24 protein-coding genes, 1 tRNA gene, 1 other RNA gene and 1 pseudogene are annotated in these 24,421 nt (G+C 70.3%); 15 read left to right on the forward strand and 12 right to left on the reverse strand.

From position 1 onward, the window contains the following. Positions 1 to 40 precede the first annotated feature (40 nt). Positions 41 to 1,126: an alpha/beta hydrolase gene (locus HGBR_RS07355; RefSeq protein WP_019158690.1), complete on the reverse strand. Its 1,086-nt coding sequence runs from the start codon at positions 1,124 to 1,126 to the stop codon at positions 41 to 43. 74 nt (positions 1,127 to 1,200) lie between these two features. On the opposite strand from HGBR_RS07355, the gene HGBR_RS07360 reads away from it, so the two are divergent. From HGBR_RS07360 to HGBR_RS07390, 7 genes are all read left to right on the forward strand, one after another. Continuing rightward, positions 1,201 to 2,325 (forward strand): aminotransferase class I/II-fold pyridoxal phosphate-dependent enzyme, encoded by a 1,125-nt coding sequence (locus HGBR_RS07360; RefSeq protein WP_019158691.1) that lies wholly within the window; start codon positions 1,201 to 1,203, stop codon positions 2,323 to 2,325. Beyond that, the gene (locus HGBR_RS07365) at positions 2,322 to 3,842 is read left to right on the forward strand and encodes an FAD-binding oxidoreductase (RefSeq protein ID WP_019158692.1); all 1,521 of its coding nucleotides are present in this window, start codon (positions 2,322 to 2,324) and stop codon (positions 3,840 to 3,842) included. Before HGBR_RS07360 ends, HGBR_RS07365 begins: the two co-directional genes overlap by 4 nt. Further along, entirely contained in the window at positions 3,839 to 5,155 is a 1,317-nt protein-coding gene (gene tgt / locus HGBR_RS07370; protein ID WP_019158693.1) for a tRNA guanosine(34) transglycosylase Tgt, read from the forward strand. The genes HGBR_RS07365 and tgt overlap by 4 nt, the downstream gene beginning before the upstream one ends. 100 nt (positions 5,156 to 5,255) lie before the next feature. Beyond that, positions 5,256 to 6,071 (forward strand): cyclase family protein, encoded by an 816-nt coding sequence (locus HGBR_RS07375; protein WP_019158694.1) that lies wholly within the window; start codon positions 5,256 to 5,258, stop codon positions 6,069 to 6,071. Between the two features lie 95 nt (positions 6,072 to 6,166). Continuing rightward, positions 6,167 to 6,574 (forward strand): carboxymuconolactone decarboxylase family protein, encoded by a 408-nt coding sequence (locus HGBR_RS07380; RefSeq protein ID WP_019158695.1) that lies wholly within the window; start codon positions 6,167 to 6,169, stop codon positions 6,572 to 6,574. Positions 6,575 to 6,684: 110 nt separating this feature from the next. Further along, entirely contained in the window at positions 6,685 to 6,912 is a 228-nt protein-coding gene (locus HGBR_RS07385; protein ID WP_019158696.1) for an amphi-Trp domain-containing protein, read from the forward strand. 31 nt (positions 6,913 to 6,943) lie between these two features. Further along, entirely contained in the window at positions 6,944 to 7,330 is a 387-nt protein-coding gene (locus HGBR_RS07390) for a cupin domain-containing protein (RefSeq protein ID WP_019158697.1), read from the forward strand. A gap of 103 nt (positions 7,331 to 7,433) precedes the next feature. On the opposite strand, the gene HGBR_RS07395 is transcribed toward HGBR_RS07390, so the two are convergent. Together HGBR_RS07395 and HGBR_RS16980 are read right to left on the reverse strand one after the other, a co-directional pair. Continuing rightward, positions 7,434 to 8,147, reverse strand: coding sequence for a queuosine precursor transporter (locus tag HGBR_RS07395; protein ID WP_019158698.1), 714 nt, complete (start codon positions 8,145 to 8,147; stop codon positions 7,434 to 7,436). Beyond that, a complete protein-coding gene (locus HGBR_RS16980; RefSeq protein WP_019158699.1) occupies positions 8,131 to 10,824 on the reverse strand; it encodes a M3 family metallopeptidase in 2,694 nt (897 codons plus the stop codon). The genes HGBR_RS07395 and HGBR_RS16980 overlap by 17 nt, the downstream gene beginning before the upstream one ends. Before the next feature lie 76 nt (positions 10,825 to 10,900). On the opposite strand from HGBR_RS16980, the gene HGBR_RS07405 reads away from it, so the two are divergent. From HGBR_RS07405 to HGBR_RS07415, 3 genes are all read left to right on the forward strand, one after another. Further along, positions 10,901 to 12,145: an MFS transporter gene (locus HGBR_RS07405; protein ID WP_019158700.1), complete on the forward strand. Its 1,245-nt coding sequence runs from the start codon at positions 10,901 to 10,903 to the stop codon at positions 12,143 to 12,145. A 137-nt stretch (positions 12,146 to 12,282) separates the two neighbouring features. Continuing rightward, positions 12,283 to 12,690: a VOC family protein gene (locus HGBR_RS07410; RefSeq protein WP_019158701.1), complete on the forward strand. Its 408-nt coding sequence runs from the start codon at positions 12,283 to 12,285 to the stop codon at positions 12,688 to 12,690. A gap of 5 nt (positions 12,691 to 12,695) precedes the next feature. Next, the gene (locus HGBR_RS07415) at positions 12,696 to 13,157 is read left to right on the forward strand and encodes a DUF3592 domain-containing protein (protein ID WP_019158702.1); all 462 of its coding nucleotides are present in this window, start codon (positions 12,696 to 12,698) and stop codon (positions 13,155 to 13,157) included. A gap of 28 nt (positions 13,158 to 13,185) precedes the next feature. On the opposite strand, the gene HGBR_RS21015 is transcribed toward HGBR_RS07415, so the two are convergent. Next, positions 13,186 to 14,781 (reverse strand): multicopper oxidase family protein, encoded by a 1,596-nt coding sequence (locus tag HGBR_RS21015; RefSeq protein WP_019158703.1) that lies wholly within the window; start codon positions 14,779 to 14,781, stop codon positions 13,186 to 13,188. A gap of 170 nt (positions 14,782 to 14,951) precedes the next feature. Between HGBR_RS21015 and HGBR_RS07425 the strand changes: the two genes are divergently transcribed. Next, positions 14,952 to 15,359, forward strand: a complete 408-nt coding sequence (locus tag HGBR_RS07425) for a DUF779 domain-containing protein (RefSeq protein ID WP_019158704.1) — start codon at positions 14,952 to 14,954, stop codon at positions 15,357 to 15,359. A gap of 76 nt (positions 15,360 to 15,435) precedes the next feature. Here the strand turns inward: HGBR_RS07425 and HGBR_RS16985 are convergent, their stop codons facing one another. Next, on the reverse strand, positions 15,436 to 17,040 hold the full coding sequence (locus HGBR_RS16985) for an Ig-like domain-containing protein (RefSeq protein ID WP_019158705.1): 1,605 nt from the start codon (positions 17,038 to 17,040) through the stop codon (positions 15,436 to 15,438). A gap of 319 nt (positions 17,041 to 17,359) precedes the next feature. On the opposite strand from HGBR_RS16985, the gene HGBR_RS07435 reads away from it, so the two are divergent. Continuing rightward, a tRNA-Ser gene (locus HGBR_RS07435) sits at positions 17,360 to 17,447 on the forward strand. An 88-nt stretch (positions 17,448 to 17,535) separates the two neighbouring features. Beyond that, positions 17,536 to 18,300: an MgtC/SapB family protein gene (locus HGBR_RS07440; protein WP_019158706.1), complete on the forward strand. Its 765-nt coding sequence runs from the start codon at positions 17,536 to 17,538 to the stop codon at positions 18,298 to 18,300. Between the two features lie 91 nt (positions 18,301 to 18,391). Here HGBR_RS07440 and HGBR_RS16990 read toward each other — a convergent pair. From HGBR_RS16990 to ffs, 5 genes and pseudogenes are all read right to left on the reverse strand, one after another. After that, positions 18,392 to 18,727, reverse strand: a pseudogene (locus HGBR_RS16990) (DJ-1/PfpI family protein); the annotation flags it as partial. A gap of 87 nt (positions 18,728 to 18,814) precedes the next feature. Next, positions 18,815 to 19,729 carry a cation diffusion facilitator family transporter gene (locus HGBR_RS07450; RefSeq protein WP_019158708.1) on the reverse strand — a complete coding sequence of 305 codons (915 nt, stop codon included), beginning with the start codon at positions 19,727 to 19,729 and terminating at the stop codon, positions 18,815 to 18,817. 154 nt (positions 19,730 to 19,883) lie between these two features. Further along, a complete protein-coding gene (locus tag HGBR_RS16995) occupies positions 19,884 to 20,822 on the reverse strand; it encodes a DUF808 domain-containing protein (RefSeq protein WP_019158709.1) in 939 nt (312 codons plus the stop codon). A 139-nt stretch (positions 20,823 to 20,961) separates the two neighbouring features. After that, positions 20,962 to 21,453, reverse strand: a complete 492-nt coding sequence (locus HGBR_RS07460; RefSeq protein WP_026077424.1) for a MaoC/PaaZ C-terminal domain-containing protein — start codon at positions 21,451 to 21,453, stop codon at positions 20,962 to 20,964. Between the two features lie 28 nt (positions 21,454 to 21,481). Then, positions 21,482 to 21,577: signal recognition particle sRNA small type (gene ffs, locus HGBR_RS19450), an RNA gene on the reverse strand. 59 nt (positions 21,578 to 21,636) lie between these two features. Between ffs and HGBR_RS07465 the strand changes: the two genes are divergently transcribed. Next, positions 21,637 to 22,641 carry a formyltetrahydrofolate deformylase gene (locus HGBR_RS07465; protein ID WP_019158711.1) on the forward strand — a complete coding sequence of 335 codons (1,005 nt, stop codon included), beginning with the start codon at positions 21,637 to 21,639 and terminating at the stop codon, positions 22,639 to 22,641. 51 nt (positions 22,642 to 22,692) lie between these two features. Here the strand turns inward: HGBR_RS07465 and HGBR_RS07470 are convergent, their stop codons facing one another. Next, on the reverse strand, positions 22,693 to 23,154 hold the full coding sequence (locus tag HGBR_RS07470; protein ID WP_019158712.1) for a flavodoxin family protein: 462 nt from the start codon (positions 23,152 to 23,154) through the stop codon (positions 22,693 to 22,695). Between the two features lie 39 nt (positions 23,155 to 23,193). On the opposite strand from HGBR_RS07470, the gene HGBR_RS07475 reads away from it, so the two are divergent. Beyond that, entirely contained in the window at positions 23,194 to 24,135 is a 942-nt protein-coding gene (locus HGBR_RS07475) for an alpha/beta fold hydrolase (RefSeq protein WP_245533289.1), read from the forward strand. Positions 24,136 to 24,138: 3 nt separating this feature from the next. On the opposite strand, the gene HGBR_RS07480 is transcribed toward HGBR_RS07475, so the two are convergent. Then, entirely contained in the window at positions 24,139 to 24,327 is a 189-nt protein-coding gene (locus HGBR_RS07480; protein ID WP_019158714.1) for a hypothetical protein, read from the reverse strand. Positions 24,328 to 24,421 lie beyond the last annotated feature (94 nt).

Consider the following 24,421-nt stretch of genomic DNA (forward strand, 5'->3'; position numbering starts at 1 on the left):
CGCCCCACCTCGGCAGGCCGGTTCCGCTCTGCGGCCCGCCTCAGGCGGCCGGCTGCGGTGAGAGGTACCCGCGGGCGAACCTCAGCAGTCCCGTGAACGCCTGGGTCTGGGCCGAGGAGTGGGACAGGAAGAGGTCGTGCATGGCGCCGGGCACCCGGTTGAGCACGACCGTGCGGCCCAACTGGATCGAGCGGCGCGCGATCGCGTCGACGTCCAGGACGATGTCGGTCGCCTCCATCTCCGGGTCGTAGCCGATCTTCCGCAGGCTGCGGGTGGAGGTCTGGACGAGGACGGGCACATCGATGTCGAGACCGTCCTCCACCTCCTCGTGACCGGCGAAGACCGCCCGCATCCAGCCGGCGTAGACGGGGAAGGAGTCCGGCGGCTTGAGCCGCGCGTCGTAGGGCAGGCGGCCGTGCGCGGCGGAGGTCGCGACGACGGTGTGGTTGGGCAGGTGCAGTCGCAGTGCGGTCGTCGCGGTCCGGCCCAGCCCCATGATGGGCTGGAGGATCTTGCGGATCGCGGTCGAGTACTGGAACTCCAGCCACGGCGAGTTGAGCGTGATGCCCGCGAGCCGCCCCGGGTTGCGGTGCGCCCACAGCACGGAGATGAGGCCGCCGGTCGAGTGCGCGGACAGGACGATGCGTCGATCCGGGTGCGCCTCCTCGATGACCTCCAGCGCGGCCTCCAGGTCCGCGTCGTACTCGGACAGGTCCGTGATGTAGCCCGGCCGCTGCAGACCCTCGTCCTCGGCGGTGCGGGAGTGGCCCACGCGGTGGACCCGGTCCGGATCCAGGTTGCGGCCGTAGCCCTGCAGGTCGAGCGCGTAGAAGCGGGCGCCCAGGCTGGCCCAGAAGCGGGCCAGGTGCGCGTGGAAGAAGTAGTCGGACCAGCCGTGGAGGAAGAGGACGACGACGTCGTCCAACAGGTCCGATGGCAGCGCCGAGGTGAGGGGGACCCACGTCTCCCGGTCGATGAGGGGAGCCGGAGGGCGTCCGGCGGCGGCCTCGGGCGTGTGCTCCACCAGCGTGGCCTGTGCGCCGTCGGACAGCGGGAGGGTGAGGCTGCGGAACTCCGGGCCCAGCACATCGGGGGCCCACGCGCGGGCGGAGCGGGTGGTGTCCATCGCCCCAGTCTGGTGCACGTCCCTGTGCCGCACCTGGTCGCCGTCGACAGGGGCGGAAGTGGCATCATCTATGTATGACGAACTTCCGCGTGCGCCGTGCCCTGGCCGACACACCCGCCTATCGCCCGGGTCGACCTCCCGCCGCCGTGGAGGGGGTCACCAGCTACAAGCTCTCCTCGAACGAGAACCACCTGGAGCCGCTGGCGGCCGTCGTCGAGGCGGTGGAGGGTGCCTCGGGCGCGCCCGCCCTGTACCCGGATCCGGCGGCGACGGAACTGACCGCCGCGCTCGCGGACTTCCACGGGGTGCCGGTCGACCATGTCGTGACGTCCGCCGGGTCCTCGGAGTCGCTGGCCGCGCTCGTGGGGATCACGCTCGACGCGGAGAAGCAGGTCGTCTACCCGTGGCCGTCCTTCGAGATGTATCCGCAGCTGTCCAGCTTCAGCGGCGCGCGCCAGGTCGCGGTGCCGCTGACCGCGGACGGCCGCCACGACCTCCCGGCGATGGCGCAGGCGATCACGGGCGACACCGGGCTCGTGCTGCTGTGCTCGCCCAACAATCCCACCGGCGCGGTCCTGGGGCAGGCCGAGTTCGACTCGTTCATGTCGCAGGTGCCGGAGGACCTCATCGTCGTCCTCGACGAGGCCTACATCGAGTTCGCGGACGGCAGTGAGGCCGTGAGCGCCCTGCGCACCGCCGACGGCCACCCGGACGCCCCGGTCGACATGGCCCAGGCGCTCGACACGTACTCGAACCTGGCCGTCCTGCGGACCTTCTCGAAGGCGCACGGGCTGGCGGGCCTGCGCGTGGGCTACACGATCGCCCACCCCGCGATCATCCACGAGATGCGGAAGTCCATCGCCCCCTTCAGCGTGGGCGCCGCCGGTCAGGCCGCGGGTCTCGTGTCGCTGGCTCTGCGCGACGAGGTTGCGGTGCGTGCGAAGTCCGTGGGCGCCACCCGCGACGACCTGGCCGCCCGCCTGCGCGGCCTGGGCTTCGACGTCCCGCCCAGCGGCGGCAATTTCGTCTGGCTGTCGCTGGGAGAGCACGAGGCGCACGCCTTCGCGGAGGCGTGCCTGGCCCGCGGGCTGGCTGTCCGCGACCTGGGCCGCGGCATCCGCGTGACCGTGGGGCCCCAGGAGGCGATGGACCGCCTGGTCGAGGTCGCCTCCGCCTTCGCGCAGGAACGCAGCGCATGAGCCCCACCCACACCCGGACGACGGAACAGGACGCCACAGTGCAGGACGCGACAGTGCAGACGACGCAGCCGGCCGGTACCGGCCCGGACCAGCCCCTCACGGCGCCCGAGGTCCCGGTCGACCTGGCGCCGCTCGCTGCGGTCCTGAGCCCCGGGGCCCTCGTCGAGGACGCGGACATCATCGCCGCGCACACGCAGGACCGCGCGGTCTTCGCCCCGTCCGGGCGGGCGCGCGCCCTCATCCGGGCCCGCAGCACGGAGGATGTGCAGGAGGCCCTGCGCTTCGCGCACGAGCACCGCCTGCCGGTCATCCCGCAGGGTGCGCTCACCGGTCTGTCCGGCGGCGCGAACGGCATCGACGGCGCACTGCTGCTCAACGTCGCGCAGCTGGACGACATCCTCGACATCGACACCGTCGAGCAGACCGCGACCGTGCAGCCGGGCGTCATCAACCGGGCGCTCAAGGACGCGCTCGCCCCGCACGGCCTCGCGTACCCGCCGGATCCCGGTTCCGTCGACATCTCGACGATCGGCGGCAACGTCGCGACGAATGCGGGCGGCCTGTGCTGCGTCAAGTACGGCGTCACGAAGGACTACGTCCGCAGGCTCACGGTCGTCCTGGCCGACGGGTCGATCACAACGGTGGGACGCCCCACCGCGAAGGGCGTGGCGGGACTGGACCTGGCCGGCCTGTTCGTGGGCTCGGAGGGGACACTGGGCGTCGTCGTGGAGATCGTCGTCGACCTCATCCCCGCGATCCCGGACCCCATCACCGGAGTGGCGCTGTTCGATGACATCCGGGCCGCGGCGCGGACGATCACGGAGTTCATGTCCTCCGGCGTGAGGCCGTCCCTGCTGGAGATCCTGGACGGCACGTCGATCGAGTGCATCAACGACTACGGCGACTTCGGCCTGCCGGAGGGCGCGGCGGCGATGCTGCTGGTCCAGTCCAACGGCGATGGCGTGCTGGAGAAGGCGACGAAGGACCTCGCGGAGTTCGAGCGGATCGCGCACGCGCAGGGCGCGACGGAGGTGACGATCTCCGACGATCCCGAGGATTCGGAGATGTTCATCGCCGCGCGCCGGTCTGTGGGGCACGCGCTGGAGAAGTACGCGATGAACCACGGCGGCGGCGAGCTGGTGGACGACGTCTGCCTGCCGCGGAAGGCGCTCGACGAGTTCTTCGCGCGAATGCGTGAGATCGCCCGTGAGTTCGACGTCCTCGTCGCCGTCGCGGGGCATGCGGGCGACGGGAACATGCACCCCAACGTCCTCTTCGACGCGGGCGACCCGGATTCCGTGGCGCGCGCCCAGTCCGCCTTCGACGCGATCATGGCGACGGGTCTGGAGCTGGGCGGCACGATCACCGGCGAGCACGGCGTGGGGGTGCTCAAGAAGCGGTGGCTGGCCCGGGAGCTGGACCCGGTCGCGCAGCGCCTGCACCTGGCGATCAAGCGGGAGTTCGACCCGCGGGGCGTCCTCAGCCCCGGCAAGATGCTGGGCGAGCTGAGCGCATGAGCGGGGAGGCGACGGCCGCCCGGGATGGGGCGGCGGAGGCGAGCACGGCCTCGGGCGGGGTGCCGACGGCCGGGGCCACGGCCTCGGGAGGAACCGTCGCGGACCGGTCGCGGTTCGGGTTCACCGTGGGCACGCAGATGCCGGAGGGCGGGCGGACGGGCACAATCCGCACGCCGCACGGCGACATCGCGACCCCGGCCTTCATCCCCGTGGGGACGAAGGCGACGGTCAAGGCGGTCAAGCCGGAGGACGTGGACGCGCTGGGTGCTGACGCGGTCCTGGCGAACGCCTACCACCTGTTCCTGCAGCCGGGGGCGGACATCGTCGACGAGGCCGGCGGGCTGGGCGCGTTCATGAACTGGCCCGGCCCCACCTTCACGGACTCCGGCGGTTTCCAGGTCATGAGCCTGGGTGTGGGGTCGAAGAAGGTGCTCTCGAACGAGTTCGCGGGGAAGGACCGCGCGGACCTGCAGACGGTCGCCCGCGAGGACCGGATGGCGAACGTCGACGAGGACGGGGTCACCTTCCGCTCCCACCTCAACGGCGACATCCACCGGTTCACCCCGGAGGTGTCGATGCAGGTCCAGCACCAGCTGGGTGCGGACATCATCTTCGCGTTCGACGAGCTCACGATGCTCACGAACACGCGCCTCTACCAGGAGGAGTCCCTGGAGCGCACCCGGCGCTGGGCGGAGCGCTGTGTCGCAGAGCACGAGCGGCTGACGGTCGAGCGGTCGCACCGTCCCTATCAGGCGCTCTTCGGGGTGCTGCAGGGCGCGCAGTACGAGGATCTGCGCCGGAAGGCGGCCCGGGACCTGGGGGCGATGGACTTCGACGGGTTCGGGATCGGCGGTGCGCTGGAGAAGGAGAACCTGGGCACGATCGTGGGCTGGGTGTGCGAGGAGCTGCCGGTCGACAAGCCGCGCCACCTGCTGGGCATCAGCGAGCCGGATGATCTGTTCGCAGCGATCAAGAGGGGTGCGGACACGTTCGACTGCGTGTCGCCGTCGCGGGTGGCGCGCAACGCGGCCGTGTATTCGCGCGATGGTCGGTACAACATCTCCGGCGCCCGCTACAAGCGGGACTGGCAGCCCATCGATCCCGAATGCGGCTGCTACACGTGCGCCCACTACTCGCGCGCATATCTGCACCACCTGTGGAAGGCGAAGGAGATGCTGTTCTCCACGCTCGCGACGATCCACAACGAGCACTTCATCGTGCAGCTCGTCGCGGACATCCGGCGCGCGATCGACGAGGGCCGGTACGAGGAGCTCGAGGCCGAGGTCATGGGCCGGTACTACGCGAAGAGGTGAGGGCGAGTCGATTCGTGACATCGCACGGGTGAACCTGCGGGGATCCCACTAGCGTCGGTCCTGACAGACATCAGAGTCGATCACCTCGAGGACGTGCACCATGTCGATCTCCCCGCAGAGCTCCACCACCTCCGCCACAGCCGGGGCCTCCAGCAGTTCCGCTGTCACCACCGAGACCATCATCGAGGCACGCGATGCGGCGTTCGCTGCACTTGCCGGCGGTTTCGACCTGGTCGACCTGTCCGAGACCCTGGGCCCGGACTCCGTCATCTGGCCCGGCGCCCCGGCGCTGCAGGTGACAGAGGCCGTGCAGCACGACACGGACGGATACCACGCCCGCATCGTGTCGACGTTCGAGCACGCGGGGACCCACTTCGACGCGCCGGAGCACTTCGTGCCCGGCGGCGAGTCCGCGGCGGACATCAGCATCGACCGGCTGGTGCTGCCCGTCTCCGTCCTCGATATCCGTGAGAAGGCTGCGGCCGATGCCAACGCCGTCGTCGAGCCTGCGGACATCGAGGCGTTCGAGACCGCACACGGTCCGATCCGGCGGGGCACCGCGGTCCTCATCGATTCGGGCTGGGCCGCTCGCAATGCGGACGTCCTCGCCTACACCGGGTCGGAGACGACGGACAACCTCAAGTTCCCCGGCTTCGGCGTGCCCGCGGCGCAGCTCCTCGTGGAGCGCGGCGTGGTGGGCCTGGGCGTCGACACGCTGGGGATCGACCCGGGCTCCGAGCCGCTCTTCCCCGTCCACCGCGAGGTCACGCACCCGGCCGGGCTGTGGCACCTGGAGAACCTGGTGAACGTCGACCAGCTCCCGGCTCAGGGTGCCGTCCTCGCGGTGGGTGTGCCCCGGATCGCCGGTGGCACAGGTTTCCCCACGCGCGTGTTCGCATTCATCCCGCGGACGTGACCCGGCCCGCGGACCACGATTCGACTGGCGAACGTCACGGGAACGTGAGCCTAGACTCGGCGCTGACACGACGTCACAGCCCGAAGGAGCGCACCATGGAGCAGTTCAGCCCGATCCTCCCCGTCCTCGCGGATGAGGACCTCGACCCACGCGCAGCAGCCGTGTTCGAGGACATCCGCGCCACGCGGCAGACAGACTTCATCAACAACTTCTGGCGGGTGCTCGCCCATGACCCGGCGAACCTCGAGAGGACCTGGGGCGAGCTGAAGGACCTCATGGGGGAGGGGACCTCGCTGGACCCCTTGGTGAAGGAACTCATCTACGTCGCGGTCTCCACCGTCAACAACTGCACCTACTGCGTCCGGTCGCACACCGCAGCCGCACGCTCGAAGGGCGCCAGCGATGCGCAGCTGGCGGAGATGCAGGCGATCGTCGCCGCCGCGAACAAGACCAACCGTCTGGCGATCGGCCTGCAGGTCCCGGTCGACGACGCATTCAGCTGACAGCCGACGTTCGTTCACGGGGGAGACTCCACGGCGCACGGGGGAGACTCCATGTTCCGGGGATGCGCCGAACCCTGCGCGCAGCGGTCTTGTTTTGGTAGAAATGGACCATGAGCGACGAACTCTTCGAGCACGAGACGGAAACGACGATCACCCGTGAGCAGGCGGCGGCGAAGCTGCGCGCACTGGCGGACGCGCTGGAGAAGCAGAACAGCATCCGCGTCGTCCAGAGCGGCCACGACGTGACGGTCCGCGTGGGCGACACGGTCGACTACGAGCTGGAGGTCGAGGTCGAGCCGGGCGGGAAGTCCGAGATCGAGGTGACCCTGTCATGGTGACGCGTGACGACCACCGGGGCGGTGCGCTGCGGTGAACGACGGGGAGCGTCGGGAGGGCGTGGGCGTCGCCGGCGTCCTGCGGCCGGTCGACGTGCTGGCACTCGCGGCCGCCCCGCAGCCGGACCACCCGCGCGGTCGGCCGTCCGTCACGCGCCTCCTCCAGGAGGACGGTGCGAACCTCGTGACCTTCACGTTCGCCCCCGGTCAGTCGTTCCCGGATCATTCGGTGGCACATCCCATCACGGTCCAGTGCCTGTCCGGCGACCTCACCTTCGGCATCGGCGAGGAGACCGTCCGCCTGACCCCCGGCGTCGTCGTCCACTGCAAGGAGCGCGTCCTCCACTGGGTCGAGTGCCCCGACACCGCACCCGGGTCGAACGTCCTCCTCGTCACGATGCTCACCGGCGAACGCGTGTGAGCCGACGATGCACTATGTCCTGAGACAGCACACAGGGCTATAACACTGCAGTTTGCGATTCCTGTTGCTGGTGGAGGGGTGGGGCGGAGAGGCGCCCCGTCTCTCAGACCTTTGCGTCCGTCTCAGCGCCTCCCGGGGCGTAGGTCGTCTCGCGCGCCTTGATCCAGCCGATGACCCGGTAGGTGATCGGCATGAGCACGATCTCGACCGCGACCTTGTAGACGAAGCCCACGATGATGTAGTTGACGAAGTCCCAGCCGGGAATGACGCCGGCGAAGGCGACGATGCAGAAGATGAGGGTGTCCGCGAACTCGCCCACGCCCGTCGAGGTGAGCAACCGCACCCACAGGTGCTTCTCGCCCATCTTCTCCTTGACCTTCACGAGCACGTACGCGTTGAGCAGCTGCCCCACGAGGTACCCGGCCAGCGAGGCCGCGACGATGCGCGGGTAGAAGCCCAGGACCGCCTCGAACGCGGACTGGTTCTCGTACCCCGGACCCGCGGGTGCCACCTGGACGAGGAAGAACACGAGCACCGCCAGCGCCTGCATCGCGAAGCCCATGAGGACCGCGCGGCGGGCGGCGCGGAAGCCGTACACCTCGCTGATGACGTCGCCCAGGATGTAGGCCAGCGGGAACAGGAACGCGCCGCCGTCGGCCACGAACGGACCGATCTCGATGACCTTCGTGGCAGAGATGTTCGAGATGAGGAAGACGCAGCACAGCAGCGCCAGGACGTATGCGTAGAAGCGACCCCGCGTACTCGCGAAAGCAGCGGGGCCCCCAGACCGGGCTCCGGGGTCAGTGGGGTTCGACATCGATCTCCTGTCCGCCCGTCAGATCGACGAGCTGTGTGTATGTGAGCGGCACCATCGCCTCGACGGTGCCGCCGCCGGCCCACAGCTGCGTGTGCAGCCGCAGGTCCCGGTCGATGAAGGTGCGCAGCGGTGCCGGATGACCGGCGGGTGCGACCCCGCCCACGGGCTGACCGGTCGCGGCCAGCACCTCTTCCGGCGTCGCCCGCTTGAGCCGCCGCGCCCCGATCACGGCCGCCGTGTGCTCCGTGTCCACCCGGTGCGCGCCGGACGTCATGATAAGGACCGGCTCCTGCCGCACCTGCGGTGCGTCTGCGGATTCGGACCCCTCCGCCGAGGCCTCGGTCGCCTCGCCGTGGCCGCCGGCCTGACCGATGCCGTGGCTGTGTCCGGGACCGTCCGCGGTGCGCGGGGCAGCGGGGGTCTCCCCGGCCTCGGCGGCGGGCTCTTCGAACTCCGCCGTGAAGACGAGCGAGTTCGCGATGGCCCCCACCTCGACGCCGTGGTGCGCGGCGGCGGCCGCGGCCGTGGGCAGCGGCTCCGGGTGGACGATCACCCGGGAGTCGATGCCCGCGGCCCGCAGCGCGCGCTCCAGCCGGGCGTGGGCGGGATGCGCGGGTCCGGCGGGACGCGTGGGGGCCAGGCCGCGGCGGCGCAGCAGCGGCTCGACCTCGACGTCCGCGCCCAGGAACTCGCGCAGAGCGGTGAGCGGGTCGACGGAGTATCCCGGCGCCAGCACCTGCTTGCGGTAGCGGGCGCCCAGCTCCGGATCCAGCCCGCCGTGGTCCTCGAACAGCTCCGTCACCGCGGCCGCGTACTGCTCCGACCACAGGTACGAGTAGTAGCCGGAGGCGTACCCGCCCGAGAACGTGTGCGCGAAGTAGGTGGACCGGTAGCGGGGCGGGACGACCAGGTCGAAGCCGGCGGCAGACAGCACCTCGGCCTCGAAGAGGAGGACGTCCTCGATCTCCTCGCCGTCCTCCAGCGCGTGCCAGCCCAGGTCCAGCATCGCCGCGGCCAGGTACTCGAGCGTCTCGAAGCCCTGACCGAAGCCCTGGGCGTCCCGCAGCGTCTCGATGACCTCCGGGTCCAGGGCCTCGTCCGTCTCCCAGTGGCGCGCGTAGCCGGGCACCACCTGCGGGTGCAGCGCCCACATCTCGAACTGCTGCGAGGGGAACTCGACGTAGTCGCGGGGGACGGACGTGCCCGCGTGCGAGGGGTGCACGGAGTCCGCGAAGAGGCCGTGGAGGACATGGCCGAACTCGTGGAACAGCGTGATCGTCTCGTCGACGCTCAGCAGCGCGGGGCGGCCTGCGGCGGGCTTGGGCACGTTGAGCGTGAGCGTCGTGATGGGATGCAGTCCGGTCAGGCGCGAGCCGGTCACCAGCTCGTCCATCCACGCGCCGCCGGACTTGCCGGTGCGGGCGTACGGGTCGATGAGGACCAGGCCCAGGGGGCGGCCGCGGTCCTGCACCTCGTACACGCGCACGTCTTCGTGCCAGCCGGACAGGTCGTCGCGGACGGCGAAGGCGAGTCCGTAGAGGGCCGAGGTCGTTGCGAAGACGCCGTCGGTCAGCACCTGCTCGAACTCGAAGTGGGCGGCGACGTGCGCGCTGTCCAGCTCGAACGCCTCCGTGCGGTAGCGCTCCCACAGGTGCAGGACGTCCGCGCGCTCCAGCGGCTGCTCCTCATCGAGGTCGAAGTAGGCGCGGACCCTGCGGGCCTCGCGCGCAAACTGCGTGAGCGCCGGGTCGATGAGCGAGCGCAGGAGGCCGCCGGCGGACTCGACGTCCGGGGCGACCTGATCGTCGATCGAGTACTGCGCGAACGTCTGGAAGCCCAGCACCGCCGCGAGAGCGGCGCGCAGGGCCGTGAGGTCCGTGATGAGCTCGCGGGTGTCGCCGGGACCGCCGGAGCTGCCGCGGCCCATCGACAGGGCGAGCAGCTGTCTGCGTGTCTGCGGATCGGTCAGGCGGGTGAGTGCGTCCTGCTGCGTCGTGTTGGTGAGCGGCAGGCGCAGACCCTCGACGCCGTGCTCCTGCGCATCCGCGCGGGCTGCCGCGAGCGCGTCCTCGTCCAGACCGGCCAGCGCGTCTTCGTCCGGGACGACCAGGGCGCGGGCGGAGGCCTCCCGCAGGAGCAGCTGTCCGAACTCCGTCTCGATCCGATCGATCTCCGTCGCGATCGCGGACACGCGCCGGCGGTCCTCGTCCTGCAAGCGCACGCCCGCGCGGACGAAGTCCTGCAGCAGGAGGTCGTGCAGCCGGCGGTCCTCGGGGATCAGGTCGTTCGTGGGCACGGACTGGAGGAGCTCGTAGAGGTCCTGGTCCAGCTCGATGCCCAGGCGCAGGGAGGTGAGCTGGGCCCACACACTCGCGGCGGCCTCGGCGACGGCGTCCGTCTGCACGTTCGACTCGAGGACGCGCACCAGCGCGGACAGGGAGTCCGCTGGCTGGAGAGCGCGCTCCAGCGCGAGCGTGACGGTGTGGAACGCAGGGTCCTCCGCGGACGACAGGATGTCCGCGACCCCGTCCTGCGCGCGGCGGACCGCCAGGCCGGCGGCCTCGATGAGGTGGTCGGGGGTGATCGCCTGGAAATCCGGCAGGGTGAGGTCCGGTGGGCCTTCCACGAACTCCCACGCCGGGTTCGGCGCGGACGGGACGTGCGGGGGCTGGATCACGGGATCTCCTGTGCTGGGGGACGCGGAGCCCAGGGGCCGCCGTCCGGGGTGGGGACGGGCGGTCTAGGCTTGGCGCGTGAGTGAGTTCGAAGGCTACCTGCGCGGTGATCCGCGTGCCAGACGCATCGAGGTCGGTCTTCTCATGGCAGGCCTGGCGACCTTCACTCTCCTCTACGCCACACAGGCGATTCTGCCGTACTTCACACGCGACTACGGAATCTCCCCCTCCGAGGCCGCCCTGTCCGTGTCCGCGGCCACAGCCGGACTGGGCGTGGGCCTGGTCGTCGCGGTGCCCGTGTCGGAGCGGATCGGCCGGGTCCGGCTCATCCGGTGGTCGCTGCTCATCGCGTCCGTGCTGGCGCTCGTCGTCGCGCTCCTGCCGTCGTGGCCGCTGTTCCTGGCGGCGCGCTTCATCATGGGCTTCGTGCTGGCGGGGTTGCCCGCGACGGCCGCGGTCTACCTCAAGGAGGAGATCCACCGCAGCTACGTGACGGCGGCGACGGGCATCTACATCTTCGGCACGACCCTGGGCGGTCTGGCCGGTCGCGTGGTCTCCGCCCTCACGATCGAGGTGGCGCACCGGTGGGGGTACAGCGGCACCGGGGTGCTGAGCGTGTCCCACCTGGCGCTGCTGGTCACGGCGGTGCTGGCGGTGGGCTGCGCGATCGGGTGCTGGCTGCTGCTCCCGGAGTCGCGCGGCTTCGTCCCGCACTTCGACACCCCCGTCGAGCTGCTGCGGAAGTTCGGCCGTGCCTTCACCGACCCGGTCCTCGTGGGTCTCTACGTGATCGGCGGGCTGGGGATGGGCACGTTCGTGGGCGCCTTCAACTCGCTGGCCTTCAGGCTGGAGCAGGCGCCCTACCTGCTGTCCGTGGGCGCGATGGGCCTCATCTACTTCGTCTACCCGGTCGCCGGAGTGGGATCGGTCGTCGCGGGCCGGCTGGGGAGCCGGTACAGTCTGCGCGCCGTCATGCCGTACGGTCCGCTCGTCGCGATCGTGGGGATCCTCCTCATGTCGCTCACCCACCTCGCCTGGGTGGTGCTGGGGATCGCGATCCTGTCCGTGGGCTTCTTCATCGCGCACTCGCTGGCGTCCGCGTGGGTGGCGCAGCGGGCCAGCGCGTCCGTGGGGGTGCCCGCGCAGGCGATGTCGATGTACATGCTCGTCTACTACGCGGGCTCGTCGATCAACGGCAATCTGGCGCCGCTGGCCTGGGAGCTGCGCGGCTGGGGCGGCGTCACGCTGCTGAGCCTCGTCTTCATGGCGATCGCGTTCGTCATCGCCGTCGCGCTCGCCCGCACCCGTCCCGTCGTGACGTGAGGAGCGTGCGCTGAGCCGCGGCGTCGTGCGTGGTGCGCTGACGTGAGCGTCGTGCGCCGTGCGCCGAGCGTCCGGCCGTGCGACGATTCCAGTGGCACGCGCACACCGCACGACCACGACGCACCGGAGGCAGGGCCATGAGGATCGAGATCACGAGCATCTTCGTCGACGACCAGGACAGGGCACGCAAGTTCTACACCGATGTCCTGGGCTTCCAGGTGCGACACGATGTGCCGTTCGGGAATGGGGCGTCCTGGCTCACGGTCGTCTCACCGGAGTGGCCGGACGGCCCGGAACTGCTGCTGGAGCCCAGCGACCACCCCGCCGTGGGTCCCTACCGCCGGGCGCTCGTGGCGGACGGGATCCCGCTGGCGCAGCTGGCCGTCGACGACGTCCATGCGGAGATCGAGCGCCTGCGCGACCGCGGGGTCACGATCGTGCAGGAGCCCATGGACATCGGCATGGCGATCGTCGCGGTGTTCGACGACACGTGCGGCAATATCATCCAGCTGCTGGAGGCGAAGACGGATCAGGGCGAGGCCTGACCGGAGTGGTCCAGCTCGTCCTCAACCTGGTGGGGCTGCTCGCAGTGGTCGGGCTCTGCGCCGTCGTCGCCGTCGTGGGCTTCACGATGGTCCGTCGCAACCGGAACCTCATCGACAACGGCCTCCGCGTGCTCTCGACGGTCGTGGCCGTGCGGCCCATCTCCGTCGACAGCTCGTTCGCGTACGAGCCGACCGTCCGTTACGAGCTGCACGGTCGCCTGTGGGAGTCCGTGCCGTACGAGGGCCGGCACGCCCTCAAGACCGGGAAGGTCTTCAACTCGCACCGGTCCGGTGAGCAGTTCGTCGGCATGCAGCTGCCGGTCGTCGTCGACCCCCGCGACCCTCGCGTCTCTGCGGTGCCCAAGGACTCCCGACTGGGGATCCTCCTGGTCGTCGTGGGGCTGGTGATGGGCGGACTCGTCCTGCTGTTCGGCCTGCTGGGCCTCGTCGTCTCCGCATTCATGTGAGTGCGGCTCGCCGACCGCGTCCGCTCACTCAGTGCTGGTGACCGGTGCCCTCCAGCGCTGCCAGTGCGTCCTGCGCGCTCACGTCGACGGTGAAATGGCCCATCATGCCGTCGTCCTCGTGGAGCATGAGGTGGCAGTGGAACATGTACGGCAGGTTCGAATGGTCGTCCGGGTGCGCGGGGAAGATGACCGCCAGCCGCATGTCCCGCTGCGGCGGCGTGTAGACGGTGTCCTTCCAGCCCGCCATCTCCGGTGGCGGCGCCTGCCCGCCGATGTCGAGGATCCGGAACTGCGCGTTGTGGATGTGGAAGTTGTGCGGTGAGGAGTCCAGGTTGCTCACCTGCCAGATCTCCGGCTGGTGGGAGGCGGCCTCCAGGTCGATCCGCCCCATGTCCATCGACTTCCCGTTGATCTGCCGCCCGCGCAGGTTCATCTGCCGCTGCTGACCGCGGTCGGCGACCTCCGGGAACGTGGCCAGCACCGCCGGCAGGCCCAGGTCCGCGATCGAGGCCGGGGTCGGCTCCGACACCTCCGCACCCGCCCGCTCCAGCCGGAGGATCGTGAACTCGTCCTCCCCGCCCGCGGCCTGGGAGTCCGCGACGTTGCCCAGGTCCGGCTGCGAGGAGATGAGGGTGACGCCCTCGTCGGGCACCTCGAGGAGAACCTCTGCGCGCTCGGCGGGGGAGAGGCTGAGCGCCTCGACCTCCACAGGCGCCTCGAGCAGCCCGCCGTCGGAGCCGATGACCGTGAGCGGTGCGCCGGACTCCAGGCGCAGTCCGTACGAGCGGGCCTGGGAGCCGTTGAGCAGTCGCAGTCGCAGCACGCGTCGATCGGTCGTGTGCACGGCACCCACGACGCCGTTCGTCACGACGGTCTGCCCCAGCAGCCCCACCTCGGAGTTGAAGTTGTGGCCCAGCATCTCGCCGTCCTCCGTCAGGCGCATGTCCTGGATGATGACCGGGATGTCGTCCACGCCGTACTCGTGGGGCAGGGCGGCGAGGACTCCAGCGGCGGGGGAGGGGGCCTCGGCGGCGGAGGCCATCCCGTCCGCGGGGGCGGAGCCGGGAGCGTGCCCGTCCGCGTCGTCCAGGATCAGCATGCCGGCCAGGCCGCGGCGCACCTGCTGGGCGGTGATCTCGTGCGGATGCGGATGGTACCAGAGGGTCGTGGCGGGCTGGTCCGGGGTGAACGCGACGCTGCGGGTCTCGCCGGGCAGGATCGGGTCGTGGGGGCCGCCGTCCGCGTGGGCGGGGACCAGGAGGCCGTGCCAGTGGACGGTCGTCTCCTCGTCCGTGTCGTTCGTGACGACGGCCTCGACGGGACGTCCGCGCTGCAGGCGGATCGTGGGCCCCAGGTAGTCGCCGTTGTAGCCCCACGTGTCCGTCATGACGTCCGGGATGAACTCGCGGGTGCCGCGGGCGGCGGTGAGGGCGAAGCGGCCGTCCGCGTCCGGCTCCAGGAGCGGCGGGATGGGCAGCGGGGTGCCGTGGGCAGTGACGGGGACCTCGGTCTCCGAGGAGCACGAGGCGAGCACGGGCGCCAGGGCGGCGACGCTCAGGAGGGCGCCGCCGGCGCGCAGGAGGCCCCGGCGGTCGAGCGTAGGAGCGGGGAGACGGGGCGACATGCGATCGATTATCGCGGTCGACGCCGGTGCGGGCACGCGGGCGGGGCGCGGTGAGACGCACGGGACCGGTGGGCAGACGGTTCCCATTGTGACGCCGCGCACCCGCGCGTACGCTGGAGGGAGACGTCGACGGAGACGGAGCGCTCCGCCGCCCGCGCACAGGAGGAGCCATGACCGTTCACACCGCCGCACTCGAGGCCGCCCCGACGATCGACGGGGAGGACTTCTCCCGCGTCGCGTTCACACAGGAGGCCATCGACCTGCTGGTGCGGCTCATCGACCGCAACGGCCCCGTCATGTTCCACCAGTCCGGCGGATGCTGCGACGGCTCCTCGCCCATGTGCTATCCGGAGGGCGACTTCCTCACCGGTGACGCGGACGTGAAGATGGGGACCTTCGAGGTGCCCCTGCCGGACGGGTCGACCAGCAGCGTCGACTTCTGGATGTCCGTCGAGCAGTTCGAGTACTGGAAGCACACGCATCTGACGATCGACGCGGTCGACGGGCGCGGCGCCGGATTCAGCCTCGAGGGGCCGGAGGGCAAGCGGTTCCTCACCCGTTCGCGGCTGTTCGAGTGAGCGTGCGGCTGGTCTGCTGAGCGGCGGGCAACCTGCCCGCACATTCCTACCGGCGCACCGTGCCCTGGCTGGAACGTCAGTCCAGCGCAGACAGCTCCTGCCAGTCCTCCCAGGAGTACACCCAGTCGGAGATGTCGCTGTGCTCCGTCGTGAGGTCGACCGAGGAGCCGGTGATCTCCACCGGATCCCCGTAGAGCGCCATGTCGAAGTACTCCTTCGCCCGCTCCGTCGACAGGTTGATGCAGCCGTGCGACACGTTGGCCTGTCCCTGCGAGCCGACGGACCAGGGCGCGGCGTGGACGAACTCGCCGTTGTTGTGGATGCGGACGGCCCAGTTGACGTCCGTCTCGTAGTTCCACTGCTCGGATGTCATCGTGTAGAACTCGTGCTTGGCCATGACGACGTGCGTGCCGTTGTAGGACGGCGCCTGGGCCGAACCCAGCGAGGTGGGCCAGTCCGCGATCTCCTCGCCGTCGCGCTCGATCGTCATCCGGTGCGTCTGCGCATCCGCGACCACCCGCTGGTCGCGGCCCACCTCGAACGCGAGGTCCACGTCCTCCTTGCCGTACCAGCGCGGCGAGTACTCGACGCCTTCCAGCGGCAGGCTCACCTGCACGTCCACGTCCGAGGGCCAGAACTCCTTCGGCCGGTAGTGGACGCGGCTGATGCCGTCCGTATCGTACAGCCAGCCCCACGAGCCCTCGACGTCGACGGGCTCGCCATCCTCGTCCGTCACCTCGACGCTCAGGCGGGCCTCGATCGCCGCGCGCGCATCCTCCGGGATCGTCGAGTTGAACATGACGATGATCGGGGCGCCCACACCCACGGTCTGGTCGTCCGCGATGACGGTCTTGGCCGTCAGCTCCTCCTGGGCAGTGGTCTCCGGGGTCGTGACCGTGCCGGTCACGGTGTGCTCCGCACCGTCGGGCGACTCCGTGGTCGCCTCCCACGTGTAGGTCGCACCGGTGACCAGATCGACGCTCGACTCCCAGCGGGTGCCGGTCTCGTCCGCTCCCGAGGTCGCAGTCGCCTCACCGTCGTCGCTCGCCTCGCCGTCGGCGGACCCGGTGGCGTCGTCGGACTCCGTCGATTCCGCGGGCTCCGTCGCCTCGCCGTCGGATTCGGCATCGACCAGTCCGGGTGCCGTCTCGACGGAACCACCGGCGGCGGCTTCGGAATCGTCCGCGGCCTGGGCGTCATCGCCGGGTTCAGCCGCATCACCGGACTCCGCGTCCTCGTCCGCACCGGGGTCCAGGTCGCCGGTGTCGACGGGGACGGTGTCGTGGTCGGCGTCCATGAGTCGGACCTCGGTGAAGACTCCGCCGTCGACGGCCAGCTCGAGTTCCTCACCCGCGTGGATGTGGACGGAGCCGGTGTCGGTCGCGTCGTCGGTCGCATCGGTGTCAGCGGAGTCGCCGTCTACGGCGTCCGACGCGGTGCCGGACGCGGACGGTGCGTCGGTCGGGTCCTGGGCGTCGGCGTCGACCTCGCCGCCGGCGGTGGCGGTGTCATCTTCGACCGGGTCATTCACGACGGACACGACGGGCGCGGGGTCCGACTGCGCGCCGGTGGGATCGTCGCCGGGACCACTGGGAGTCCCCGGCTCGCCGGGCGTGCAGCCGGACAGGACGAGAGCGACGATGCCCGCGGTGGCGAGAAGTGTGTGGGCGCGACGACGCACGGAAACCTCCGGAAAGTAAAGCGACTCCACGGATCGTACGTCGCCCTGATCAGGTGCGGATCCACGCATGAGCGCACTTCGGTCGCGATCGTGTCTCGACAGGTTCCCGATCGGTGACACGAGCCACGATCAGGGGCCGCCACCTGCGCTGATGCCGTGATCGCCGCTCGTGTCGTGTTGCGGAATCGTGACAGTGGTCGGGTGACCACAACGAACGTAATTCCGGAGCGGGTGAGCACGACGTGTGCTTGAACACAGTATGGCCTGCGGGTGGACGGCGATTTCGCCTGCGCGGTGGGGTTCGGGTAGAGTCATCGGCGGAGGATTCGCCTAGCGGCCTATGGCGCACGCCTGGAACGCGTGTTGGGTTAACGCCCTCAGGGGTTCAAATCCCCTATCCTCCGCCAACGGGAAGGCCCCTGACCTGGTTCAACAGGTCAGGGGCCTTCGTCGTGCGACCCTGGATCGCGTTCGGTGTGACCGTGAGGCGCGCCGGTGCCGCAGTCGACGCCGTCCTTCCGCTTCCTGCGCCACCAGGCGGACAATGGGTCCGTGGACTGGTGGACCGATACGTCGCTGCTGGAGCTGGAGCTACTGGCTCTCGCCTTCGTCCTGTGCGCCCTCATCGGCATCGAGCGGCAGGTGCGGCAGAAGGCGGCAGGCTTCAGGACGCACGTCCTGGTGGGGACCGGCTCTGCGGCGTTCACGCTCGTCTCCAGCTTCGGGTTCGCGCACATCCTGGGCGACGGGGTGACGCTGGACCCCTCGCGCATCGCCGCCCAGATCGTGACGGGTATCGGATTCCTGGGTGCGGGTGTCATCTTCACCCGCCGGGACGTGGTGCGCGGTCTGACGACGGCTGCGACCGTCTGGGTCTCGGCCGCGGTGGGGATGGCGGCGGGCGCGGGCATGGCGTCCCTCGCCATCGGGCTGACCGCGTTCCACCTCATCGCCCTCGTCGTCGTGGGGCCGCTGGTGGCGCGGATCCCCACGCAGGACACGAACCGGGTGGTCCGCATCGTCTACGTCGACGGTGAGGGCGTCCTGCGACGCCTCCTCGAGATCGCCTCCAAGTCGGGGCTCTCCGCCTTCATCCTGTCGACGCGCCGGACGGACGACGGACTCGTCCACCTGGACGTGCGCTTCAAGGGGCGCACGCCGCTGCACGTCCTCGTCCCGCATCTGCACGAGGTGGACGGTGTCCGCGCCGTGCACGTCCAGCGCGACGCCGACGACGATGAGGAGGAGTCGCGGGCGTAGCGCTGGACGTGCACCGGGCTCCCGGGCGCGATCGAGTCGTCAGTCGGCCCGGCACTGCCCGCTCGGCCGACCGTGCACGAGGGTCGCAGTGTCAGCTCAGGGCGCTGCGGATCGCCGCGTTGAACGCGTCGAGGTCGCCGGGGTTGCGCGAGGTGATGAGGTTCCCGTCGATGACGACCTCCTCGTCGACCCACCGGGCGCCGGCGTTCTCGAGGTCGACCCGCGTCGACGTGTACGAGGTGAGGCGGCGGTCCCTCGCGACCCCGGCCTCGGCGAGGATCCAGGGTGCGTGGCAGATCGCTGCGACGGGCTTGTCCGCGTCGAAGAAGGCCTGCACCAGCGCGACGGCGTGCTCGTCGGTCCGCAGTGCATCCGCATTGAGGGTCCCGCCCGGCAGGACCAGGGCGTCGTAGTCTCCGGCGGAGGCACGTTCTGACGCGTGGGCGATGGGGTGCCCCGTGGGTGCTCGCCTGCAGTGAGGGCGGATTCGCACTGCGCCGTGGAGGTCGCCGGGTCACGCGTGGGGGAGTGGTTGCTCCCGGCTGCAGTCGCTGGTCTCCAGCTGGAACGTCGTGTGCTCGATGCGCTCCTCGAAGTGATCGCGCACGCAGGCGCGCAGATCCGCCAGGACCTCGTCCGCGTGGCTGTCGGTGAAGCATTCCGGCTCCACCTCCACGTGGGCGGTGAGGACCGGCAGGCCCGTCCCGATCTTCGTCACGTGCAGATCGTGGATCCCCCGCACGTGCGGATTCTCCAGCAGGTGGCTCTCCAGGTCGCCCAGGTCCAGCCACGCGGGCACCGCCTCCATGAGGATCCGGACCGCGCCGCGCAGGATGAGGAACGCGCGCGGCACGATGAGGGCCGCGATGACGAGTGCCGCGATGGTGTCGATCTGCCGCCAGCCCGTCGTGGACAGGACGATCGCGCTCACGATGACCGCGACGGAACCCAGTGCGTCGTTGAGGACCTCGAGGAACGCCGCCCGCAGATTCAGGTTCGTGTTCCGGTCGCCGATGAGCACCGACAGCGACAGGACGTTGCCCACCAGGCCCACGATGCCGAACACCAGCAGGCTGCCGGCGGGGATCTCCGGCGGATCCAGCAGTCGCTGCCAGCTGACGGCCAGCGCGTACAGGCCGACCGCCAGGAGGACGAGAGCCTGCAGGGCGGCCGCCAGGACCTCCGCCCGGCGCATGCCCCACGTGTGCTTCGCGGTCGTGGGGCGGAGCATGAGGGAGGCGGCGATGAGCGCCATGAGGAGGCCGCCGGCGTCCGTGAGCATGTGCGCGGTGTCGACGAGGAGGGCCAGCGAGCCCGTGAGGATGGCTCCGACCGCCTGTGCGACGAGGATCGACGCGGTGATGCCGAAGGCGATCGCCAGTCGAGTCCGGCTGCTGGTCGCCGCTCCGTGGTCATGATCGTGTGCCACCGGCACCTCCCTTCATATCTACATATTAACATGTATGCATATGTAGGGGAGGGGTGGCTGCCACCGACGCAGAGGCGTCGACGGTCGGCTGTGCGGGACTCGACGGCGGGCGCCGCGGCAGGGGGCGCTGCCCAGCGCTGCACCTGTCCGCGCGTCAGTGGCCCTTCGACCCCAGCGGGGTGAGGCTGATGATGCCCAGGACCAGCGACCCCACGAGGAAGCCCAGCACCATCGAGCAGAGGGTGTTGACCAGCCAGGCCAGCAGCCCGCCCACGGCAGCGATGCCGGACAGGGGCACTTCGAGGGTGTGGACCAGGTCGTACGGCAGGGTGACGCCCAGGTCCGCGAGCCCCACCAGCAGGATGTGGCCGCCCACCCACAGCATCGCGAAGGTGCCGATGAAGGCGAGGCCGTCCAGCACGCGCGGCATCGCCGCGACGAGGCCGCGCCCCACCTTCTGCGCGCCGGCGCTGTCCCTCTTCGTCATCGCCAGGCCCACGTCGTCCATCTTCACGATGAGGGCGACCGCGCCGTAGACCAGCACCGTGATGCCGATCGCCACGACGACGAGGATGATCGCCCGTGCGATGAGCGACTCCGCGGCGACCTCGTTGAGCGAGATGACCATGATCTCGCAGCTGAGGATGAAGTCCGTCGTGATCGCCCCGCGGACCACCGTGTCCTCGGCCTCCTTGCCCTTGAGCTGGGTGGGCTCGTCCGTGCGCTCGGCGTGCTTCCCGCGCAGCTTCTCCCACACCTTGTGCGCACCCTCGTACGAGAGGTAGGCGCCGCCCAGCATGAGGAGCGGGGTCAGGATCCACGGCACGAACGTGCTGAGGAGCAGCAGCACGGGCAGGATGATGAGGAGCTTGTTGATGAGCGAGCCGCGGGCGATCCGCCAGATCATGGGCAGTTCGCGCGCGGGCTTCACCCCGGTCACGTACTGCGGGGTCACCGCCGCGTCGTCGATGATGACGCCCGCGGCCTTGGCGCCTGCCCTCGCGGATCCGGCCGCGATGTCGTCGACGCTGGCGGCGGCGATGCGGGCCATCGCCGCGACATCGTCCAGAAGGGCGACCAGGCCGCCGCTCATGCGCGTGCCTGCTGTCCGGTGATGATCATGATCCGCATGCACACAAGAATAGAGGCGCCTGCGTCCCGGAGTCGGCACTCGACACTGGGAAACCGGCGAGAGCGCGACCCGCAGGCACGGTGGCCCGCCGAGCCTCCTCTCAGCGACGCTGCCGCGCCGGCGACGTCTCCGATCGGATCACGAAGTCCACGTCGAGGGTGAGCACCTGCTTGCCGTGCTGGTTCACCAGCTGCCCGGAGGACACTCCCATCGCCCGCCCGTTCACCGCCGGGTCGATCCGCTCGACCCGCATGGAACCGGTGAGCGTGTCGCCGGGCCGCACCGGTCGCAGGAAGCGGACCTCGCGCAGCTGCCGGCCGGCGACGATGTCGTATCCGGTCAGCACCTGTGTGACGCTCAGGCGCTGGTAGACCGCCAAGGTATGGATGCCGCTGGCGATGAGACCACCGAAGTCGGATTCCCGCGCCGCGTCCTCATCGACGTGGAAGTACTGCGGGTCCCAGTCGCGGCCGAAGGCCAGGACCTCCTCCTCCGTCACGGTGTGCGAGCCCAGCTCCACCTCGACGCCCACGGGGATCTGCTCTGCCGGCAGGCGATCCGCGGGTGCGTGCGGCTGATCGGGTGCTGTCATCGTCGACTCCTCCGAGGTGATCGGCACGAAAAAGGACTTCCCACGCACCCGCCAGAGCTCACTTACCCTTGCTGCCTTTCGGCCCTGGGGGAGTTCGCAAGATGACGCCGCGTGGGAAGCCGGGATCCAGTCTAGTCCAGCCCCCTGCGGATCGGCCAACCGGGGCAGTGCTTGAATGTGCCCATGACCTCGTCGTCCGCATCCGCCGCCGTGCCCGCCTCCTTCGTCGTGACCCTCCACTGCACAGACCAGCCGGGCATCGTGGCCGGGATCAGCCGCGTGCTGGCCCGGCACGGCGGCAATGTCACGGAGTCGAAGACCTTCGAAGATGCGGTCCACGGCACGTTCTTCGCCCGGTTCGCCTTCACCCTGCCGTCCGTGGACGGAACCGGGGACACAGCGCCCGGGGCTGGGGCCGGGGACACCGCCGCCGAGGCCGGTGCCGGCACAGCGTTGTCGGTCGCCCCCGTCGCCCAGGCGGCAGACAGTGCCGCTGACCCGGCCGCTTCCGCTGTCGCCGGACTGCGGGAGGATCTGGACGCGGTGGCCCTCGAGTTCGACATGACCCTGGACCTGCGCCCACTGGGACGGCACATGCCCGTCGTCCTCATGGTCTCGAAGTGGGAGCACTGCCTGCGCGACCTGCTCTACCGCGCACAGGCCGGCCACCTGCCGATCGACATCGTCGCGGTCGTGTCCAACCACCCGGACCACCGGTCGCTCGTCGAGTGGCACGGGGTGCCGTTCCACCACGTCCCCGTCACGAAGGACACGAAGCCGCAGGCCGAGGCGCGTCTGCTGGAGATCGTCCGCGAGACGGGTGCCGAGCTGGTCGTGCTGGCCCGCTACATGCAGGTGCTGTCGGAGGAGCTCAGCCAGGAGCTGAGTGGCCGCTGCATCAACATCCACCACTCGTTCCTGCCCAGCTTCAAGGGGGCGAAGCCCTACCACCAGGCGTTCGAGCGCGGCGTCAAGATGGTGGGCGCCACCGCCCACTACGTCAACAGCGACCTGGACGAGGGCCCGATCATCTCCCAGCGCATCGCCCCGGTCGACCACTCGTTCAGCCCCGCGGACCTCCAGCGTCACGGGCAGGACGCGGAGGTCGCGGCCCTCACGGACGCCGTCCGCATGCACGCGGAGCACCGGATCATCCTCCAGAGCGGCCGCACCGTCGTCCTGCGCTGAGGGTGATCCTGCGCTGACGGGCCTCAGGGCGGAGCTCTCGGTCGAGGGTGATCAGTCCGCAGCCGCGGCCATGACGGTCGCGGTCATCTCCTGGACCTGCTCCAGGTGCTCCTCCTCGACGGCGCCGGTCCAGACGACGGGCTGCTGGGCGAGCGACCAGCCCAGGCCGGTCGTGATTGCTTCCATCGCCTTCTCCGCGCCCGTCGTGTCGTAGCCGCCGTGGATCCAGTAGGAGAACGGGCGACCGGCCGTGGGTTCGCGGACGTGGTCGTAGACGGTGTCGAAGAAGTGCTTGAGTGCGCCAGAGATGTAGCCGAAGTTCGCTGTCGTGCCCAGCACGTAGGCGTCCGCTGACAGCACCTGGTCGATGTCCGGCTCCAGGGCGGCGACCTCGACGAGCTCCAGATCCCCCAGCTCGGCGAGCTCCGGAATCTGTGCGGCACTGAGCGCTGCGTCCGCGATCCGCCGCGTCGACTCCGTGGGCGAGTGGTGGATGAGCAGGATCCGTGTCATGTGTCCACGCTACCCCGTAGGGTGAGCAGCATGGGAGACGTGGATCACAGGAACGAAGTGGGCGGCGGGGCAGCGAGCGACACGGTGGGCAGCCCCTTCGACAATGCCTCCGTCGCGGCACGGCTGGGCGGGGAGACCTTCACTACGCAGGTGGGTGACCTCGTCTTCGACGGCTTCCGGGTCGCGGGCGCGGAGGCGACCGGGGCCTCGGGCACGGCGGTCCTGGTGCACGGCTGGCCGCAGTTCGCCGCGTGCTGGGAGGACACGGCGCGGGCACTGGTGGACGCGGGCATCGACGTCATCGCGTACGACCAGCGGGGCTACTCGCCGGGCGCCAGGCCGGACGAGGTCGAGGACTACACGGTCGAACAGCTGGTCGCGGACCTGCACGCGCTGGTGCGCGCGTGGGGACTGACGCGGTTCCACCTCGTGGGGCACGACTGGGGCGGTGTCCTGGGCTGGCAGTACGCGGCGCAGCACCCGGGGGGCCTCGTGACGTTCACGTCCGTGTCCTCGGCGCACACCCTGGCGCACGGCAGGCGCATGAAGGAGGACCCGGACCAGTACGAGCGCATGCACTACATGCGGCAGATCCGGAAGGACCCGGCCGGCGTCGAGGCGCGGATGCTGGCCGACGGCGGCCGGCGGCTGGCCGCGATCTACGGCGACGCGGTGTCGCCGGAACGGGTGCAGTCGTACGTCGACCGGTTCTCGGAGCCCGGCGTGCTCGCGGCGGCTCTCGCCTACTACCGGGCGCTGGGGCTGGGACATACGCCGCAGCTGGACCCGATCACGGTGCCCACGCTCTATGTGTGGGGCAGCGAGGACCTGGCCTTCTCGCGGGGTGCGGCGGAGCTGACGGGCGGCTACGTCGAAGCCGACTACCGGTTCGTCGAGATCCCCGGCGCTTCCCACTGGCTGCCGGAGCAGGAGCCGGGCGTGGTGTCCGGCGCGGTCATCGACTGGGTCCGGGAGCACTGAGGGTCAGTCTGCGTCGTCGGTGCGCGGGGGATCGTCCGTGGATCCGTCGTGCGTGGTCCGGCGGGTGCGGGGACGGTGCTTCTCCTCCGCGCTCCGCTGCAGCGTTCGCGCCAGCACGATGAGGATCCCCGCGGATGCGAGCACGAGAACGACCGTGACGATGATCGTGAGGGTCAGGGCGAGCGGGGACATGGTGCTCCTGGCGGGCGATCGGGCGGGGGCGGACGGCTGCACTGAGGCGGACGGACACGGAGCCCCGACCGGGCGGTCGGATACGGAACCCCGA

Source organism: Brevibacterium senegalense, from assembly GCF_000285835.1.
Taxonomy (GTDB): Bacteria; Actinomycetota; Actinomycetes; order Actinomycetales; family Brevibacteriaceae; genus Brevibacterium; species Brevibacterium senegalense.